Origin of the sequence: Thermomonas beijingensis (genome assembly GCF_020034655.1) — a bacterium.
Taxonomy (GTDB): domain Bacteria; phylum Pseudomonadota; class Gammaproteobacteria; order Xanthomonadales; family Xanthomonadaceae; genus Thermomonas; species Thermomonas beijingensis.
Genome location: NZ_JAIQDJ010000001.1, coordinates 332,706 through 348,975, shown reverse-complemented (window position 1 = coordinate 348,975; position 16,270 = coordinate 332,706). Strand labels below are relative to the sequence as shown.

Here is a 16,270-nt window from a genome sequence, read left to right as displayed (position 1 = left end):
GCAACGCAGCCACGTGTCTCAATCACCCCATAGCGCAAGACCCACACCATGACCACCAACACCCCACCCTCCAGCGAGGCCGGCGCAGCTTCGGGCCAACACCTGGTACTCGAACTGCTTGAAGCCATCGCCGCCGACCGCGCCATGCTTGATGCGTGGCCAAGCAAGGAACGCGCGCGCCTGCACCAAGCCATCGCCTCGATCTATCACCCGGAGCCCAAGCTGCGCCGCAAGCAGGCCAAGGTGCGCGAACGCGAACGCAATGCCGAAGCCGTGCGCCGCGCCGAAGCCGTGCTCAATCAGACCGGCATTCGTGAACTGCGCCGCAAGCCGGTATTCACCACGCCAAATTATTTCCCGCCGGCTTTACCCTCGCCCGCCTTGGCCGCGCCGGAAGTCGCGCCGCAGGAATCCAGCGAGCTGTTGCACTGCTACGTTTGCAAGCAGAAATACACGCTGCTGCATCACTTCTACGACCAGTTGTGCCCGGCGTGTGCAGACTTCAATTTCGCCAAACGCAACGAACTTGCCGACCTGCACGGACGCGTTGCCTTGCTGACCGGTGGACGGGTCAAGATCGGCTATCAGGCCGGCCTGAAACTGCTGCGTGCCGGTGCGCAACTGATCGTCACCACCCGCTTCCCGCGCGACTCCGCCGCGCGTTACGCGCAGGAGCCGGACTTCGCAGAATGGGGCCATCGCCTGGAGGTGTTCGGTCTGGATCTGCGTCACACGCCCAGCGTCGAGGCGTTCTGTCATGAGCTCCTGGGCAAGCTGCCGCGGCTCGACTTCATCATCAACAACGCCTGCCAGACCGTGCGCCGCCCACCGGAGTTCTACGCGCACATGATGGAAGCGGAAACCGCCGCACTGCACGACATCCCACAGGACGTGCGCAAGCTGCTGGGCAGTTACGAAGGTCTGCGCAGCTACAACATGTTGCCGGATGCCAATGCCGCAGCGATGCAGGTGACGATCGGTGGCAGCAGCGAAAACGCGGGGCTCACCCGCTCGGCAGAGCTCTCGCAGGTGCCGCTGTTGGCCGAAGAATTGCTGGGGCAAAAGCACCTGTTCCCGCAGGGCAGGCTGGACCAAGACTTGCAGCAGATCGACCTGCGCGGGCGCAACTCATGGCGGCTGCTGCTGCATGAAGTGCCCTCGGTGGAATTGCTGGAGACCCAGTTGGTCAACGCCATCGCACCGTTCATCATCAACGCGCGCCTCAAGCCCTTGCTGCTGCGTACACCCGCCGGCACCGAACACAGCCGCGACAAACACATCGTCAATGTGTCGGCGATGGAGGGGCAGTTCTACCGCAACTTCAAGACTACCCGGCACCCGCATACCAACATGGCCAAGGCCGCGCTGAACATGATGACGCGCACCGCCGCCGCCGATTACCACGGCGACGGCATCCACATGAACAGTGTGGACACCGGCTGGATTACCGACGAGGATCCCGCCGAACTCGCCGCACGCAAGGTCGTGGAGGAACGCTTCCACCCGCCACTGGACATCGTCGACGGCGCCGCCCGCATCGTCGACCCCATCATCCACGGCATCAACACCGGCGAACACGTGTGGGGGCAATTCCTGAAGGACTACAAACCCACCGCCTGGTGATGGCACGCTGAGCACCAGCCTGCCCAGCGCGGGCGCGGTCCGGGATGCCGTACACACCACATTCATATCCATCCAGCACTCGGGTGCGGCTTTCCCAGCCTGCAAGATTCCGTTGTCCGGATGTCCTCTGGTTTACCAATGCCGATGCAAACTGATCAGCCGCATGTCCCTCCCATGCTGCAAGCCTCGCCCGCGTCAGCAGCTGCATCGGCACCCATCGCCTCGCCCATCAACAATGCCACTTGCGCGCCCAGCGCCATGTCTTCCATTTGCCCGAAGTGCTGGTGCCGCAGGCGGCCGGCGCGGTCGATGATCAGCAGCGTGGGCGTACCGCGCATGCCATAGGCGGCCATGGTGCGCGGAATGGGGCCGGTGTCCGCGGGCATATCCACACCCACCGGGAATTGGATCCGGTATTCATGCAGAAAAGCCTGCAGCGCCACCGGCGCCATCGCGGTGTGGTGCTCGAATACGGTATGCAGGCCCAGCACCGCAACACGATCTTCGGGAAACACATGGCGCATTTTTTGCACTTGCGGCAAGCCATGCGACACGCAACCTGGGCACAACATCTGAAAGGCTTCAATCACCACCACTTTGCCGCGCAATGCGGCCAGCGTTACCGGTACTTCGGTGTTGAACCACTGCGTGCATTGCAGCTCTGGGGCCATTGCCATGCTGTCCATCGTCCTGCTCCCGTGCACCATTCCTCAAGGGATTGTGCACCTTGCGCGGTAAACTAGGCGGATGCCTTTACTCCAACTCCAGAATGTCGACTACAGCGTCGGCGGTCCGCTCCTGCTTGAGCAGGTCAACCTGACCATTGAACCCGGCGAGCGCGTGTGCATCGTGGGCCGCAACGGTGCGGGCAAGTCCACCTTGATGCGCCTGATTTGCGGCGAGATCAAACCCGACGATGGCGAAATCCGCGTGCAGGGGGGCGTGGTGGTGGCGCGGATGGCGCAGGAAGTGCCGCAGGACACCCATGGCAGCGTGTTTGACGTGGTGGCACTGGGACTGGGCGATCTGGGCGCGCTGCTGGCGCGCTATCACCACGCGGTGCACGACGGCGACATGGACGCGATGGCCGATGCGCAGACGCAAATCGAGGCGCAGCACGGTTGGGATCTGGACCGCCGCGTGTCGCAGGTGTTGGAGAAATTGGAATTGCCGGAAGACGTGGATTTTTCCTCGCTATCCGGCGGCATGAAGCGGCGCGTGTTGCTGGCGCAAGCCCTGGTGCGCAACCCGGATGTGCTGTTGCTGGATGAGCCCACCAATCATCTGGACATCGAGGCCATCGACTGGCTGGAAGGCTTCCTGAAATCGTTCAATGGCAGCCTGATCTTCGTCACCCACGACCGCAGCTTCTTGCGTGCGCTGGCCACCCGTATTTTCGAAATTGATCGCGGCCAGGTGACCAGTTGGCCCGGTGATTACGACAATTATTTGCGCCGTCGCGAAGAACGCCTGCATGCGCAGGCGCAGGAAAATGCCCGCTTCGACAAATTGCTGGCACAGGAAGAAGTGTGGATTCGGCAAGGCATCAAGGCCCGCCGCACCCGCAACGAAGGCCGCGTGCGTGCGCTGAAAGCGATGCGCAACGAACGTGCCGAACGGCGCGAGCTGACCGGCAAGGTGCGGATGGAAAGCGCAGCCGCACAGGCCTCCGGCAAGAAAGTCATCGAACTCACCCAGGTGGCGCAGGCGTTTGGCAACAAGCTCATTTTGCGCGATGCCAGCACGGTGATTTTGCGCGGCGACAAGATCGGCATCATCGGCCCGAATGGTTCCGGAAAATCCACCCTGCTGAAAATCCTGCTGGGTGAGCTCACGCCCGATGCCGGCACGGTGGAGCAAGGCACGCAGTTGCAGATTGCCTATTTCGACCAGCATCGCAGCCAACTGGATGAGAGCCGCAACGCGATTGAGAATGTGGCCGGCGGCGCGGATTTTGTGGAGATCAACGGCAGCCGCAAACACATCATCGGCTACCTGCAGGATTTTTTGTTTTCGCCGGAACGTGCGCGTGCGCCGATCACCCGGCTGTCGGGTGGTGAGCGCAACCGTCTGCTGCTGGCACGGCTGTTTGCGCAGCCATCGAATTTGCTGGTGATGGACGAACCCACCAACGACCTCGACGTGGAAACGCTGGAGCTGCTGGAAGAATTGCTGCTGGACTACAAAGGCACCCTGCTGCTGGTCAGCCACGACCGTGACTTTCTCGACAACGTGGTCACCAGCACGCTGGCGCTGGAAGGCGAAGGCAAGCTTGGCGAATACGTGGGCGGCTACAGCGATTGGTTGCGGCAGCGGCCTGTTGCAAGGACTGCTGCCATCGAAAAACCGACGGCAGCACCTGCAGCTCCGGCGGTACACACTGCCGCCGTCGCGAAGAAAAAACTCAGTTTCAAGGATCAGCGCGAACTGGAACTGTTGCCGGCCAGGATCGAGCAACTGGAAACCGATATCGCCAGGCGCAGCGCGGCGATGCAAGACGCTGCGTTCTACAAGCAGGATGCCGCGAGCCAGCAGCGCGCCAACACCGAACTGGTCGCGCAACAAGCTGAATTGGAGGCCGCGTTTGCGCGCTGGGAGGCGCTGGACGGATAAGTCACTGATATAATCCGACCCCGCCGAGGGGCGCTGCGATCGTGTCGCTGTCATCGATAGCTGCACGGCCAGGCTCGGCAACCGTCCTGCACAACGGCGCCCGTGACCGCAACCACTGCACTCACGGAGCCAACATGAAAGCACACATCAAAACCTTCTCCCAAGAAGGCGACTACAAAGTCGCCGATATTGCCTTGGCCGATTGGGGCCGCAAGGAATTGGATATCGCCGAGCACGAAATGCCGGGCCTGATGTCGATTCGCCGCAAATACGCACCGCAAGCGCCACTGCAAGGCGTGCGTGTCACCGGCAGTCTGCACATGACCATCCAGACCGCGGCGCTGATCGAAACCTTGAAGGATATCGGCGCCGATGTGCGCTGGGCCTCGTGCAATATTTTCAGCACGCAAGACCACGCCGCCGCCGCGATTGCCGCCACCGGCACCCCGGTATTTGCATGGAAAGGCGAGACCCTGGAGGAATATTGGGATTGCACGCTGGATGCGCTGAGTTTCCCCGACGGCAACGGCGGCTACCTTGGCCCGCAACTGGTCGTGGATGACGGCGGCGACGTCACCCTGCTGATCCACAAGGGTTATGAGCTGGAACAGGGCGATGGCAGCTGGGTGAATTCCGCATCGGGCAGCCATGAAGAACAGGTGATCAAGAACCTGCTCAAGCGTGTGCACGGCGAGCGCCCCGGCTACTGGACCCGCGTCGTTGCCGACTGGAAGGGCGTATCGGAAGAAACCACCACCGGCGTGCATCGTCTGTATCAACTGGCGGAAGTGGGCAAGCTGCTGGTGCCGGCGATCAACGTCAATGACTCGGTGACGAAATCCAAGTTCGACAACCTGTACGGCTGCCGCGAATCACTGGCCGATGGCCTGAAGCGGGCGATGGACGTGATGCTGGCCGGCAAAGTGGCAGTGGTGTGCGGCTATGGCGATGTGGGCAAGGGCAGCGCGCATTCCCTGCGTGCTTACGGCGCGCGCGTGGTGGTGACTGAAATCGACCCGATCTGCGCCTTGCAGGCAGCGATGGAAGGGTTCGAGGTCAACACCGTGGAATCCACCTTGGGCCGTGCCGACATCTATGTCACCACCACCGGCAACAAGGACATCATCCGCGTGGAACACATGCAGGCGATGAAGGACCAAGCCATCGTCTGCAACATCGGTCACTTCGACAACGAAATCCAAGTGGACGCGCTGAAAGCCTTGCCTGGCCTGATCCACACCAACATCAAGCCGCAGGTGGACAAGTACACGTTGGCCAATGGCAACAGCATCTTCCTGCTGGCCGAAGGCCGCTTGGTCAACCTTGGCTGCGCCACCGGCCACCCCAGTTTCGTGATGAGCAATTCGTTCGCCAACCAGACGTTGGCGCAGATCGACTTGTGGGCAAACAAGGATGTCTACGAATCCAAGGTCTATATCCTGCCGAAGAAACTGGACGAGGAAGTGGCGCGCCTGCATCTGGAAAAAATCGGCGTGAAGCTGACCACGCTGACTGCCGAGCAAGCCGACTACCTTGGCGTGGCGGTGACCGGGCCATACAAGCCGGAGCATTACCGCTACTGATTGCAGTTGCGCAGGTTGCACACCCACGGGCACCGCAAGGTGCCCGTTTTGTTTGGCATTACCCCAATGCCGCCACCTGCTCGGCATAGGCTTTGCGCGCTTGTACGAACACATCGAACGGGAACTTGATGGAGACGCCTTCCAGAGCGGCTGCCAGCATCTCCAGATGGGCATCGAAGCCGGCGCAGGCTTTGGCAAGGTCTTCGCCTTCCGGCACGCGCATCGACAACTGCAACTGCGTGCCGGCACGCACATCCTGCAGCTCCCAGCGCAGCGGGCGCTGCGGTTGCTGGCCGCTGCTCCACGAATATTCCAGCAAACGGCCGGCCGCGAACGCGGACAGGTTGCTGTCGATGGTGATGCCGCTGTCGGCAAAATCGATCCGTACCGCGCCACCTGGCTGCTGCACGATGCTGCCGGGGGCCAACCACTGCGCCATCGCGGCCGAATCGGTGAGCATTGTCCATACGGCAGCGGTGCTGTGCGCAAACACGCGCTGCAAGCGGCCTTCAAGCCCGGCTTGACCCCGCACGATGCGGCCCAGTGATGCTAGTTGTGTTTCCACGCGGCAAACCTGTTGCGATGAGATAGCTGGATTTAGCCGCATCCGCACACGCACTGCCTTGATGCACGTCAGTCGCGGCGCTTGCGTACCCGTGGGGCGCGACGTGACGTTGCCACCGCAGCACTGGATAGCGTGGCCGAAACCATGGGTTCCAGCGCCACCAATACCTCCAGATAGGTGAGCAGGCACTCCAGATACGCCGGGGAGGCCGCCTGCATCGCATCCAGCATGCGCAGCACCAGACGCCCGGAATTGAGCGGCCCGGCATGTTCTTGCGGCTGCGCGAGCGATTGCCGCAATTGGCTGCGGGCGCGTACCGTACGCCAGGTGCGGCGTGCATCTTCCAGCATCGGAATCACTGGTGCAGCGTCCGGAGTCACGCGTTCAGCAGGCCATGCGTCGCTGCACGCATCGGCACCCGGCCACTGCTGCAGCAACATCGCCAATGGACTCACTCCCGTCCCACTCTGCTCTGCTGCAGGCCTGGCTTCGGGAAGCTGATTGCAGGATGCAAGCAACGCATGCAGACGTGATTCCAACAACCCGCGCACTGCGGCATCTTGCCCTTGCATGCGCTGCACCAACGCCTGCGCGCGAAGCCGCAACAAGGTGGATTGCGCACACTCAGTCATGCGTGGTCTGCGGGCGCGGCATCGGTGCGATTTCCACACGCCGATTGCGGGTTCGTCCCGCTGCATCGGCATTCGATGCCACCGGCTGTTGCGCGCCAAAGGCTGCGGAGAAAATCGATTGTGCCGGCACACCTGCGGCAATCAGCGCACGCGTGACAGTGAGTGAACGTTGTGCGGACAGTTCCCAGTTATCGGCAAAGTGGCGATTGTCGGCGTGCACCGGCTGGTCATCGGTGAAGCCACTGACCATCAGGATTTCACTGCGTGCATGCAGGTAGTCGGTCAACGGCCCGGCCAAGCTGGTCAGAACGGCCAGCCCTTCCGGCTGCAGAGCATCGGAGTTGCGTGCAAACAGCACGCTGCCACGAATGCCGATGCGCCCATCCACCAGCGTGATGCGGCCTTCCGCCAACGGTGCGGCCAGTGCCTGCTCCAGCGCGCGTCGGCGTTGGTCGGCCAAGGTGCGCTGCTGGATTTCATCGCGCAGGCGGGTTTCCAAATGCAATTGCACGCCGATCACGCCGACCAGAATCAGCACGAACACACCCAGCAACACCGCCATCAAATCACCGAAGGCAGCCCAGATCGGTGGCCCTTGCTCCAGCGCGTCGTCGTCCAATTCCATACTCATGCCACGCTCAACGCACCGCGCTGTACTTCCAACTGGCGCAAGTCGTCCACAATCTGGCGCTGCGCCAGCAGGCTCAAATCCACCACTTCGCGGGCTTGTGCCACGTAATAGGCCAGCTGCTCGTCACTGCGCAGCAGGGATTTTTCCAGCGCACGTTCAATCGTCTGCAGGCGCTCTGCCATCTGCGTATTGTTGGCGCCAAACGCATCCACTGCCGCTGCAAACGCATCGCCAAGACTGGCAATTTCCAGTGCGCTGGCACTGGCGCGGGTGGCCGCCGCATCCAGTTTTTGCGCATCGGCTTCGATCCGTGCATCGAAGCGCGCACCTACGGTTTCCAGCAATTGCGACGAAGTGCCCACCAGGGTTTCGATGGCACGTGCCTGCTCACCGGAGGCGCGATTGACCGCGTCCAGCAAGGCACCCAAGGTATCCAGCAATTGATTGCGCTCGGCCAGCATCGCGGTATCGCGCTGCATGCTGTCGGCCAGCGATTGCCGCAGCTCGCCGATGACCTCCGCGGCGACCCGCGGTGCTTCGGCGGCGGCCTGCATCAGTGTGCCAATTTCGGTGAGGGTGGCATTGGCCTGCTGGCGGCCATTGGTGGCAATCGCCTCGGCACTGGCCTGCAAGGCGTCGCACATCTGCTGCTGGCGTTGCGCACTGGACTCGCCCAGCTGCGCCCACGCTGCGCACAGCACCTCGCCGTGTTCGACCATGGCCGTGCGCCATGCATCCAGACGCTGACTGTCCTGCGCAGCCAGTTCGGTTTGTGCATCCCGCTGGGTGACCGCAAGCTGCGCCAGCAAGGCTTCCGCCTGCTGCTGGAAGTGGCCGACCGTATTCGACAGCACCTGCTGTTGTGCCTCCACCAACGCTGCTTGCGCGGCTTGCTGCCGCAACATTGCGGCATCCCACGCCGTTGCCTGGGCCGCAGATTGCGCCTGCATGGCCTGCTGCCAATGCACGGCAATCTGGCCGGTAGCCGTCTGCAAACTGTCGTGACTGGCTTGCACTTGGGTTTGCATCGTTTGCGCCACGCGTTCGTGCACGCTGTGTGCACTGCTGGCGATTTCGGCCATGGTGGCCTGCACGACAGGTTGCAAGGCGCGGCTGGCCGCATCGGCCCCTTTCGCCACGCCATCTTGCAATGACCGTTGCACACGTTCGGCCAATTGCAGGTATGCGGCTTCGTTGCGATCCAGGAACGTCTGCTGGCGTTCGGCCTGTTGCGCATGCGCAACTGCGTCGCGGCGTTCAATCGCATCGGCCAATGTCTGCAAACGCTCCACCAAGGTGGGCAGCAATGCACTTTGATTGTGCAGCAACTGCCAGGTGCCTTCCTGCCGATGATCGCGGGTGAATACCTGCAACGGGCCGGCGATGGCGGTATCCAGGGCACGCGCAGCGAACAAACGCTGGCGGCGGCACAGCGTCGTCAGCACGCCCAATACTGCGGAACTGGCAATCCCTGCGATCGAGGTGCCGAAGGCGTAGCCCAAACCTTTCACCGGCGCGGCCAGCGAATCACGGATCGCCTGCAAATCGCTGGCGCTTTCCAACGCGATGCCGGTGCCGCGCAAGGTGACCATCATCCCCAACAGCGTGCCCAACATGCCCAGCAGTACCAACACCCCGGACAGATACGCCGGCAAGGTGGGGGCCGGCAACGCCACGCGCTCGCCGGCCACACGCAGACCCACCGCAGCGCGCAACGAGACATCCAATGTGTGCAGCCAATGCGCAAGTTCCGCCGGGGTGTCCTGCAAGGTATCCAGCGCCGTCTGCAAACCCGCCGTAGCCTTGCGATAACGCTGCAACTCGGCGCCACCAATCAGGTACACCACGGCAATCAGCAGGCACACCCCCAGCACCATCGGATTATTGCTGGCATGCACTGCGGCCACCCAGGCCACCACAACCAAGCCCAGCATGAACAGAGCGGTGCCAGACAAACCGTACAGGAACGTTTGCCAAGCGGCGAGCGTATGCGCCCGGAATGGTTTCTGGGGCTGCGTCTGGTTGTGCATCGAGTCTTCCATCAGGGTCATTGCAGCGCCGCCTGCAAGCCATCGATCGGCAGAAAGCGGGCATCGAGTTCTGCCAATTGCAGGTTGCGTACCTCACGTTGAAATCCACGCCAATCTTGTGCAGCGTTCTGTGAGTGGCGCTGTTCAAAGCGTTTGCCCAGCAGTTCGGGCAGCGCCGTGAACAGTGCGTGTTCGCGTGGGCTCAGCACCGCCTCCATCACCGCGTCAAGTTCGGCCAAACGCACGCATCCGACATCGCCTTGCGCCAGTGCGTCGCGCAATTGCCCGCGTAATTGCCCGGTACTGACTTGCACTGCGTGCTGAAACGCCACGTAGTGCTGGCGCACAGGTGCAAATGCGGCCTCGGCTGCTTGCGCCTGTGTATCCATCACCGCATCCCGCACCGGTGCTGCGATCACCTGCTCACGCAGGCGCTGGCGCGCACGCTCGCATGCAGCAGCCAGTTCTTGTTTGCGCCAACTGATCGCCCCCCCGTCAGCCGCTGGCGCGGCATCCAACACCCGCGACAAACGCACCGCGCGCGTCCAATCCAGCCATTGTTCCAGCGCTTGATAGAACGCACGTGGCGGCTGATTGGCTTGGGCGTCCAGCACCTCGGTCAACAGGCGCACGAAAGTTGGCACCGGTGCGGGCGCCTGTGGGAGGGGTTGCATGCAGGGGGGGCTTGCGGAAAACCGTCTATTTTACAGGGTTGCCGTCTTCAGATTGGTTGACCTCACGCCCCCCGCTCATTATCCATATATCGCTTTATCGCGAACAAGAGATATATAATTGGTGCAACTTTGCACGTGACCATCGCAATGCTGCCCATCAGCTTCGAGTTCTATCCCCCGAAGACCGACGAACAACGCGAACAACTGGACCGCAGCGTGCGCAAGCTCAAGGCTTACGCGCCGGAATTCATGTCCGTCACGTTTGGTGCCGGCGGCTCAACCTTGAGCCACACACCGGAAACCGTGCAGCACTTGCGGGGGAGTCACGGCATGGTGGGTGTGCCGCATCTGACCTGCGTGGGCGGCAGTCGCGAGGAAATCCGGCATTTGCTCAAGCTCTATCGTGCCTTGGGCTGCAACCGTATCGTGGCGCTGCGTGGTGATTTGCCGTCGGGCATGGCGCGCAGTGGTGATTTGCGTTACGCCAATGAATTGGTGGCATTGATTCGGCAAGAGCATGATGACTATTTCCACATCGAAGTGGCCGCCTACCCGGAAACGCATCCGCAAGCCGAACATGCGCAGGCGGATCTGCGCCATTTCAAGCTGAAAGTGGATGCCGGTGCCAGCAGCGCGATTACCCAATATTTCTACAACACCGATGCCTATTTTCGGTTTGTGGACGATGTCCGCGCCTTGGGGATGGATATTCCGATCATCCCGGGGATCATGCCGATTGCCAACTTCAACCAATTGCGGCGCTTCTCTGAAGCTTGCGGCGCGGAAATTCCACGCTGGATCGTGCAACGCTTGCGCGCATTGGGTGATGATGCCGAAGCGATCCGCGATTTTGCTGCAGATGTGGTGGCGCAACTGTGTGAACGGCTGATTGCAGGAGGTGCGCCCGGCCTGCATTTTTACACGTTGAATCTGGCCAAACCCACGCAGGCGATTTTGCAGCGCTTGGGGTGATGCCGACGCCCCGGGCTTCCACCCAGGCAGGTCACCGCGTACCCTGCATCGATGCGGTCTTTCCTACTCGCCATGTGTTTGCTGCCGGCTATTGGCTGGATGCCGCCGGCACCGGCACAGGTCAGACGTTGCAGCCTGCCTGATGGCAGCCTGATCTACACCGATCGTCAATGTGAAGCCATTGGCGCGCGCGAACGCTTGCCCCCCGTACTGCCTGCCGATGGTACCTATCAACGCCGGATGCTGTGTGCCCGCAGTCCGCAGGAATTGGCCGATGGCTTGGCTGCGGCGGTACAGTCTGGCGATGCCAACCGCATCGCCGCGCTGTATGACTGGACCGGGATGGGCAGTCACACCGCCAATGCGGTGATGGATCGCCTGCAAGCGATTGCCGATCGCGGTTTGGTGGACGTGCAAGTGCTGCGCTCGCGCTCGGCCGATTCCGATGCAGACACACCGCAACGGTTCGATGAAACCAGCGGTCAGCTGCTGACCCCGGCACCGCGTCCCTCGCGTATCCTGGGACTGCAACTGAGCCAAGTGCAGAAGAACGGCTATACGCCGATCAACACACGCTTTGGCATGCATCGGCGCATGGATTGCTGGTGGCTGCAACCGTGAGTGGTGCCGTGACACTTGCGGCACCACCCGGCACAAGGCTTAGCGCAGCCTGACCAACCAACCGTGGCGGTCGGGCAGGCGGCCATATTGAATGTCGGTCAATTCCTGACGAAGCGACATCGTCACTTCGCCGGCGGGTGCGTTGATGTCACCCACCGCAAAATCCTTGCCCTTGAGCTCGCCAATCGGGGTCACCACCGCTGCGGTACCGCAGGCGAAGACTTCGGTGATTTCGCCCGAGGCCACGCCGGTCTTCCATTCGTCGATGGACACTTTGCGTTCCTCGACCTTGAGCCCGCGATCGCGTGCCAATTGCAGGATGCTGGAACGGGTGATGCCTTCCAAAATGCTGCCGGACAGTTCCGGGGTGACGATGCGGCCGTCCTTGTACACCAGGAACACGTTCATGCCACCGAGCTCTTCCAGATACTTACCCTCGACCGGATCCAGGAACAACACCTGCGAGCACCCCTGCGCATAGGCTTCTTGTTGCGGAAGCAATGAGGCGGCGTAGTTGCCACCACACTTGGCGGCGCCGGTGCCGCCCTTGGCCGCACGCGCAAAGTCTTCCGACAACCAGATCGACACGGGGGCCACACCCTTGGCGAAATACGCACCGGCCGGGCTGGCAATCACGTAATAGCCTGCGGCTTGCGCGGCACGCACGCCGAGGAAGGCCTCGGTGGCGATCATGAAGGGGCGAAAATACAGGCTGCTTTCCGGTGCCGAGGGCACCCATGCATGGTCGATGGCCACCAACTGGCGCAGTGATTCGGTGAACTCGGCGACCGGCAATTGCGGCAACGCCAAACGCGCGGCAGAACGCTGCAAGCGTGCACCATTGGCCTCGGGGCGGAAGGTCCAGATCGAACCATCGGCATGCCGATAGGCTTTGATCCCTTCAAAAATCTCCTGCCCGTAATGCAGCACCGACGCCGCCGGATCCAGCGACAACGGGCCATAGGCGCATACCTTGGCAGCGTGCCAACCCTGCGCTTTATTCCACTGGATCGCCACCATGTGGTCGGTAAAGTGCTTACCAAAACCCAGCTCGCTGGCCAAAATGGCGTCACGCTGCTCGGCGCTGCGGGCGTGCTCGGAGGGGATGACTTGAAAGGCCAGCGATGCGGGGGCGTTCATGCGGAAATCCTGGAAAGATATCCGCCTATTATGCGGCCTAAGCCCGCTCCTGCCCCTGACCAAAGGTCAAGGTGGCCACGACCCCCTTGTCCGCACCCGGCCGCACGCGCACGTCCCAGCCATACAGGGTGCACAGGCGGCGCACGATCGACAGGCCAATCCCACCGCCCTGCGAATGCCCGGCATGGGTGCCGCGATAGCCACGGGTAAACAATTTGGCGGCATCTTCGGCGCTCAGGCCGGGGCCGGAATCAACCACCTCCACCGAATCCTGCAACACCCGCACCACCACTTCGCCGCCGGGCGTGTACTTCACCGCGTTGCCGATCAAATTGCCCAACGCCACCGCCAGCGCCGAATCCGGCACATCCAGTTGCAGGCGGGTATCGCCTTCCAACCGCAATTCCACCGGCTTGCCGGCGAGCTGCGCCCGGTGGCTATCCAATTGCTGCTGCGCCACTTTCGCGACATTGCATTGGCCCACCGCACGTTCATTGCGAGAGAGCAGCAACAGGGCGCTGATCAAGTCGGTGCATTGCTGCTCGGCCCGCTGGATGCGGGCCAACCGGGTGCGCGTACGCTCGTCCAGCTCGGTGCGCGCCAACAGCAATTCCACGGCACCCCGGATCACCGCCAATGGCGTGCGCAACTCATGACTGACATCGGCATTGAACTCACGGTCGCGCTGCACCACCTCGGTCAAGCGCGCAGCGTAATCATCCAGCGCCTTGGCCAACTCGCCCACTTCGTCATCTGGAAAGCTGGCCGCCAGCGCTTCAGGCTCGGCGCTGTTGCCGGAGCGGCGCAAGCGTTGCGCCAAATCGGACACCGGGGCCATCACCTTTGATGCCGACCACCAACCCAGCAACAAGGCAAACACACTGAACGCCAATACGGCACCGAGCAGCCAACGCGTCAGCAAATCCGAGGTTGCCGCCGCGTCGGTGACGTTGTAGCGCACCAAGCTGGTGAACGGCTTGCCCTGCTGGCTCAGCCCACGCCGAACGGCCACTTTGTAAACCAGCATGACCCCGTTGCCATCATGCTCACGCACCTCATGCATACCGGGTGTCAGATACCGATACAGCGGATTGATTTTGAACGCATTGTCATCGCTGAAGGTGCGTGCGTCGAACATCAGGAAATACGGCTGCTTGTCGGGCTGTGTTTCCACTTGTTGCACCAGACTGGCCACTTCGCGCTGCAGGGTTTTTTCAATCAACTGGTTTTCCAGTCGATTGCGCAGATGCAACATCGCGACCGCAAACAGCGCGGTCAGGCCAAAGCCCAACAGTGCAAACGAAACGATGATGCGGGTGCGCAGCCGCCGCCGGGCAGGCGTTGCGCTGCGCGACGCGGGTGACTCAGCCATCGGCTTCCGCTGCGGCAATGCGATAACCGATGCCATGTCGGGTCTGGATCATGGCGCTGGCAAAGGGTTTATCCACCAAGGCGCGCAAGCCGTGGATATGTACACGCAGGGAGTCCGAATCAGGCAATTCTTCACCCCATACGCGAGCTTCCAGATCTTGCCGGGTCACCACCGCCGGTGAGGCTTCCATCAAGGCCTGCAGAATCTTCAGTGCGGTAGGGTTGAGTTGGATGGCCTTGCCTGCGCGGTGCACTTCCAAGGTTTCTAGGTTGAATTCCAGCTCACCCACATTCAGCACCCGCGCCGGCAAGCCCCGCCCACGCCGGACCAATGCATTCAAGCGCACGTTCACTTCCTGCAGCGCAAACGGTTTGATCAAATAGTCGTCAGCACCAGAATCGAAGCCCGCCAATTTGTTATCCAGCGAGTCGCGCGCGGTCAGCATCAGTACCGGGGTTTGTTTGCGTGCTTCATTGCGTAGTTTGCGGCAGACTTCCAAGCCATCCATGCCCGGCAGGTTCAAATCCAGCACGATCGCATCGAAGTCGTGTACCACCGCCAGATGCAAGCCGGTGATGCCATCGGCGGCGAAATCCACGGTATGCCCGCAGTCCTCCAAATAGTCGCCCAAGTTGGCGGCGATATCGGAATTGTCTTCAATGACGAGGATGCGCATGCGTAAGTTCCAAGAGAGCGGCTTGGCAGGATAGACCGGTGCCGCGTGCGTCGGTTCCCCGATTCTGGCACAGCTCGCAGTGCCGGGTGCGGCCATTCAGAACTGCAGGCAAATAAAGGCCCGGACGTGGGAGCGTCCGGGCCGAAACGTCACTTATGCCCTGCATGACCGCTGGGGGGAAGATCAGCGGTGAGGGGATGTTGCCGTAGATGCGATTAAGAATCCGTCAAATTGGTGTTTGAAGTGTGTTGTTTCAGCGCGGCAGCGGCGGTGTGTTCGATCACCGCACCCGCCACGTCAACCCCGGTGGCGGCTTCTATTCCTTCCAGTCCCGGTGAGGAATTCACTTCCAGCACCAGTGGCCCGCGCTTGCTGCGAATCAAATCCACGCCAGCCACACCCAAGCCTAGGATTTGCGCCGCATGCACGGCGGTGGCCACTTCAGCACGGGTGGGGCGCACCGGCTTGGCGGTGCCACCGCGATGCAAATTGGAACGAAAATCCCCCTGCGGGGCCAACCGACGCATGGCCGCAACCACTGTGTCGCCCACCACGAAACAGCGCAGATCGGCACCCTTGGCTTCGGCAATGAATTCTTGCACCAGGAAATTGGCATACAGCCCGCGCAGGGTTTCGATGGTGGCGCGCGACGCAGACGGCTTTTCGGTCAACATCACGCCGGCACCTTGGGTGCCCTCGTTGAGCTTGATCACATGCGGTGGCGGACCGAGCATGGCCAACAGGTCGCCGGTGTCATCCGGATTATCGCCAAACACGGTGATCGGCAGGCCAATTCCCTGCGCCGCCAATACCTGATGACAACGCAGTTTGTCGCGCGCGCGCGCAATCGCCGACGCGCTATTAGGCGAATAGCTGCCCATCAATTCAAACTGGCGCAGCACTGCGCAGCCGTAACGGGTGATCGACGCACCGATGCGTGGCACCACCGCCGCGTAACCGGCCAGCGGCTTGCCCTTGTAGCGCATATCAAAACCGGCACTGCTGATCCGCATGTAGCAGCGCAGCGGATCCAACACGCGCACGCTGTGGCCACGCTCGCGCGCGGCCTCCACCAATCGGCGGGTGGAATACAGCTTGCCATTGCGCGACAAGATGGCGAACTTCATGGCATGCCCTC

The 16,270-nt window shown here is 61.8% G+C and carries 15 protein-coding genes and 1 riboswitch; of the genes, 5 read left to right on the top strand and 10 right to left on the bottom strand.

Annotated elements, in window-relative coordinates; translation table 11 throughout:
• Positions 1–48: 48 nt before the first annotated feature.
• Entirely contained in the window at positions 49–1,623 is a 1,575-nt protein-coding gene (locus tag K7B09_RS01560) for an SDR family NAD(P)-dependent oxidoreductase (protein WP_223626045.1), read from the top strand.
• Positions 1,624–1,778: 155 nt separating this feature from the next.
• Here the strand turns inward: K7B09_RS01560 and K7B09_RS01555 are convergent, their stop codons facing one another.
• A complete protein-coding gene (locus tag K7B09_RS01555) occupies positions 1,779–2,300 on the bottom strand; it encodes a redoxin domain-containing protein (RefSeq protein WP_223626042.1) in 522 nt (173 codons plus the stop codon).
• A gap of 70 nt (positions 2,301–2,370) precedes the next feature.
• Between K7B09_RS01555 and K7B09_RS01550 the strand changes: the two genes are divergently transcribed.
• The gene (locus K7B09_RS01550) at positions 2,371–4,236 is read left to right on the top strand and encodes an ATP-binding cassette domain-containing protein (RefSeq protein ID WP_223626041.1); all 1,866 of its coding nucleotides are present in this window, start codon (positions 2,371–2,373) and stop codon (positions 4,234–4,236) included.
• Positions 4,237–4,255: 19 nt separating this feature from the next.
• Positions 4,256–4,345, top strand: a riboswitch (S-adenosyl-L-homocysteine riboswitch).
• A 25-nt stretch (positions 4,346–4,370) separates the two neighbouring features.
• Positions 4,371–5,819, top strand: coding sequence for an adenosylhomocysteinase (gene ahcY / locus K7B09_RS01545; RefSeq protein WP_223626038.1), 1,449 nt, complete (start codon positions 4,371–4,373; stop codon positions 5,817–5,819).
• Between the two features lie 58 nt (positions 5,820–5,877).
• Here ahcY and K7B09_RS01540 read toward each other — a convergent pair whose 3' ends face one another.
• The 5 genes from K7B09_RS01540 to K7B09_RS01520 all read right to left on the bottom strand — a co-directional run bounded on the left by K7B09_RS01540 (position 5,878) and on the right by K7B09_RS01520 (position 10,351).
• Complete coding sequence (locus tag K7B09_RS01540; protein WP_223626035.1) at positions 5,878–6,384, bottom strand: SRPBCC domain-containing protein; 507 nt, start codon at positions 6,382–6,384, stop codon at positions 5,878–5,880.
• Positions 6,385–6,452: 68 nt separating this feature from the next.
• The gene (locus K7B09_RS01535) at positions 6,453–7,016 is read right to left on the bottom strand and encodes a DUF2894 domain-containing protein (protein WP_223626033.1); all 564 of its coding nucleotides are present in this window, start codon (positions 7,014–7,016) and stop codon (positions 6,453–6,455) included.
• Positions 7,009–7,647: an OmpA family protein gene (locus K7B09_RS01530; protein WP_223626030.1), complete on the bottom strand. Its 639-nt coding sequence runs from the start codon at positions 7,645–7,647 to the stop codon at positions 7,009–7,011. The genes K7B09_RS01535 and K7B09_RS01530 overlap by 8 nt, the downstream gene beginning before the upstream one ends.
• Positions 7,644–9,698 carry a coiled-coil domain-containing protein gene (locus K7B09_RS01525; RefSeq protein WP_223626028.1) on the bottom strand — a complete coding sequence of 685 codons (2,055 nt, stop codon included), beginning with the start codon at positions 9,696–9,698 and terminating at the stop codon, positions 7,644–7,646. The genes K7B09_RS01530 and K7B09_RS01525 overlap by 4 nt, the downstream gene beginning before the upstream one ends.
• On the bottom strand, positions 9,695–10,351 hold the full coding sequence (locus tag K7B09_RS01520) for a DUF3348 family protein (protein WP_223626025.1): 657 nt from the start codon (positions 10,349–10,351) through the stop codon (positions 9,695–9,697). Before K7B09_RS01520 ends, K7B09_RS01525 begins: the two co-directional genes overlap by 4 nt.
• A gap of 147 nt (positions 10,352–10,498) precedes the next feature.
• On the opposite strand from K7B09_RS01520, the gene metF reads away from it, so the two are divergent.
• Both metF and K7B09_RS01510 read left to right on the top strand, forming a co-directional pair.
• Complete coding sequence (gene metF / locus K7B09_RS01515; protein ID WP_223627694.1) at positions 10,499–11,323, top strand: methylenetetrahydrofolate reductase [NAD(P)H]; 825 nt, start codon at positions 10,499–10,501, stop codon at positions 11,321–11,323.
• A gap of 51 nt (positions 11,324–11,374) precedes the next feature.
• A complete protein-coding gene (locus K7B09_RS01510; RefSeq protein ID WP_223626023.1) occupies positions 11,375–11,944 on the top strand; it encodes a hypothetical protein in 570 nt (189 codons plus the stop codon).
• 39 nt (positions 11,945–11,983) lie between these two features.
• Here the strand turns inward: K7B09_RS01510 and K7B09_RS01505 are convergent, their stop codons facing one another.
• The 4 genes from K7B09_RS01505 to rimK form a co-directional block, all read right to left on the bottom strand.
• The gene (locus K7B09_RS01505) at positions 11,984–13,084 is read right to left on the bottom strand and encodes a branched-chain amino acid aminotransferase (RefSeq protein WP_223626021.1); all 1,101 of its coding nucleotides are present in this window, start codon (positions 13,082–13,084) and stop codon (positions 11,984–11,986) included.
• A gap of 37 nt (positions 13,085–13,121) precedes the next feature.
• Positions 13,122–14,456: a sensor histidine kinase gene (locus tag K7B09_RS01500; protein ID WP_223626018.1), complete on the bottom strand. Its 1,335-nt coding sequence runs from the start codon at positions 14,454–14,456 to the stop codon at positions 13,122–13,124.
• Positions 14,449–15,132, bottom strand: coding sequence for a response regulator transcription factor (locus K7B09_RS01495; protein ID WP_223626016.1), 684 nt, complete (start codon positions 15,130–15,132; stop codon positions 14,449–14,451). Before K7B09_RS01495 ends, K7B09_RS01500 begins: the two co-directional genes overlap by 8 nt.
• Positions 15,133–15,347: 215 nt before the next feature.
• Entirely contained in the window at positions 15,348–16,259 is a 912-nt protein-coding gene (gene rimK / locus K7B09_RS01490) for a 30S ribosomal protein S6--L-glutamate ligase (protein WP_223626014.1), read from the bottom strand.
• Between the last annotated feature and the right edge of the window lie 11 nt (positions 16,260–16,270).

What these genes read in the sequence shown, in the direction of transcription:
- K7B09_RS01560 (WP_223626045.1), top strand. Translation starts at nt 49, where the DNA reads ATGACCACCAACACCCCACCCTCCAGCGAGGCCGGCGCAGCTTCGGGC.
- K7B09_RS01555 (WP_223626042.1), bottom strand. Translation starts at nt 2,300, where the DNA reads ATGGCAATGGCCCCAGAGCTGCAATGCACGCAGTGGTTCAACACCGAA.
- K7B09_RS01550 (WP_223626041.1), top strand. Translation starts at nt 2,371, where the DNA reads ATGCCTTTACTCCAACTCCAGAATGTCGACTACAGCGTCGGCGGTCCG.
- ahcY (WP_223626038.1), top strand. Translation starts at nt 4,371, where the DNA reads ATGAAAGCACACATCAAAACCTTCTCCCAAGAAGGCGACTACAAAGTC.
- K7B09_RS01535 (WP_223626033.1), bottom strand. Translation starts at nt 7,016, where the DNA reads ATGACTGAGTGTGCGCAATCCACCTTGTTGCGGCTTCGCGCGCAGGCG.
- K7B09_RS01530 (WP_223626030.1), bottom strand. Translation starts at nt 7,647, where the DNA reads ATGAGTATGGAATTGGACGACGACGCGCTGGAGCAAGGGCCACCGATC.
- K7B09_RS01525 (WP_223626028.1), bottom strand. Translation starts at nt 9,698, where the DNA reads ATGACCCTGATGGAAGACTCGATGCACAACCAGACGCAGCCCCAGAAA.
- K7B09_RS01520 (WP_223626025.1), bottom strand. Translation starts at nt 10,351, where the DNA reads ATGCAACCCCTCCCACAGGCGCCCGCACCGGTGCCAACTTTCGTGCGC.
- metF (WP_223627694.1), top strand. Translation starts at nt 10,499, where the DNA reads ATGCTGCCCATCAGCTTCGAGTTCTATCCCCCGAAGACCGACGAACAA.
- K7B09_RS01510 (WP_223626023.1), top strand. Translation starts at nt 11,375, where the DNA reads ATGCGGTCTTTCCTACTCGCCATGTGTTTGCTGCCGGCTATTGGCTGG.
- K7B09_RS01505 (WP_223626021.1), bottom strand. Translation starts at nt 13,084, where the DNA reads ATGAACGCCCCCGCATCGCTGGCCTTTCAAGTCATCCCCTCCGAGCAC.
- K7B09_RS01500 (WP_223626018.1), bottom strand. Translation starts at nt 14,456, where the DNA reads ATGGCTGAGTCACCCGCGTCGCGCAGCGCAACGCCTGCCCGGCGGCGG.
- K7B09_RS01495 (WP_223626016.1), bottom strand. Translation starts at nt 15,132, where the DNA reads ATGCGCATCCTCGTCATTGAAGACAATTCCGATATCGCCGCCAACTTG.
- rimK (WP_223626014.1), bottom strand. Translation starts at nt 16,259, where the DNA reads ATGAAGTTCGCCATCTTGTCGCGCAATGGCAAGCTGTATTCCACCCGC.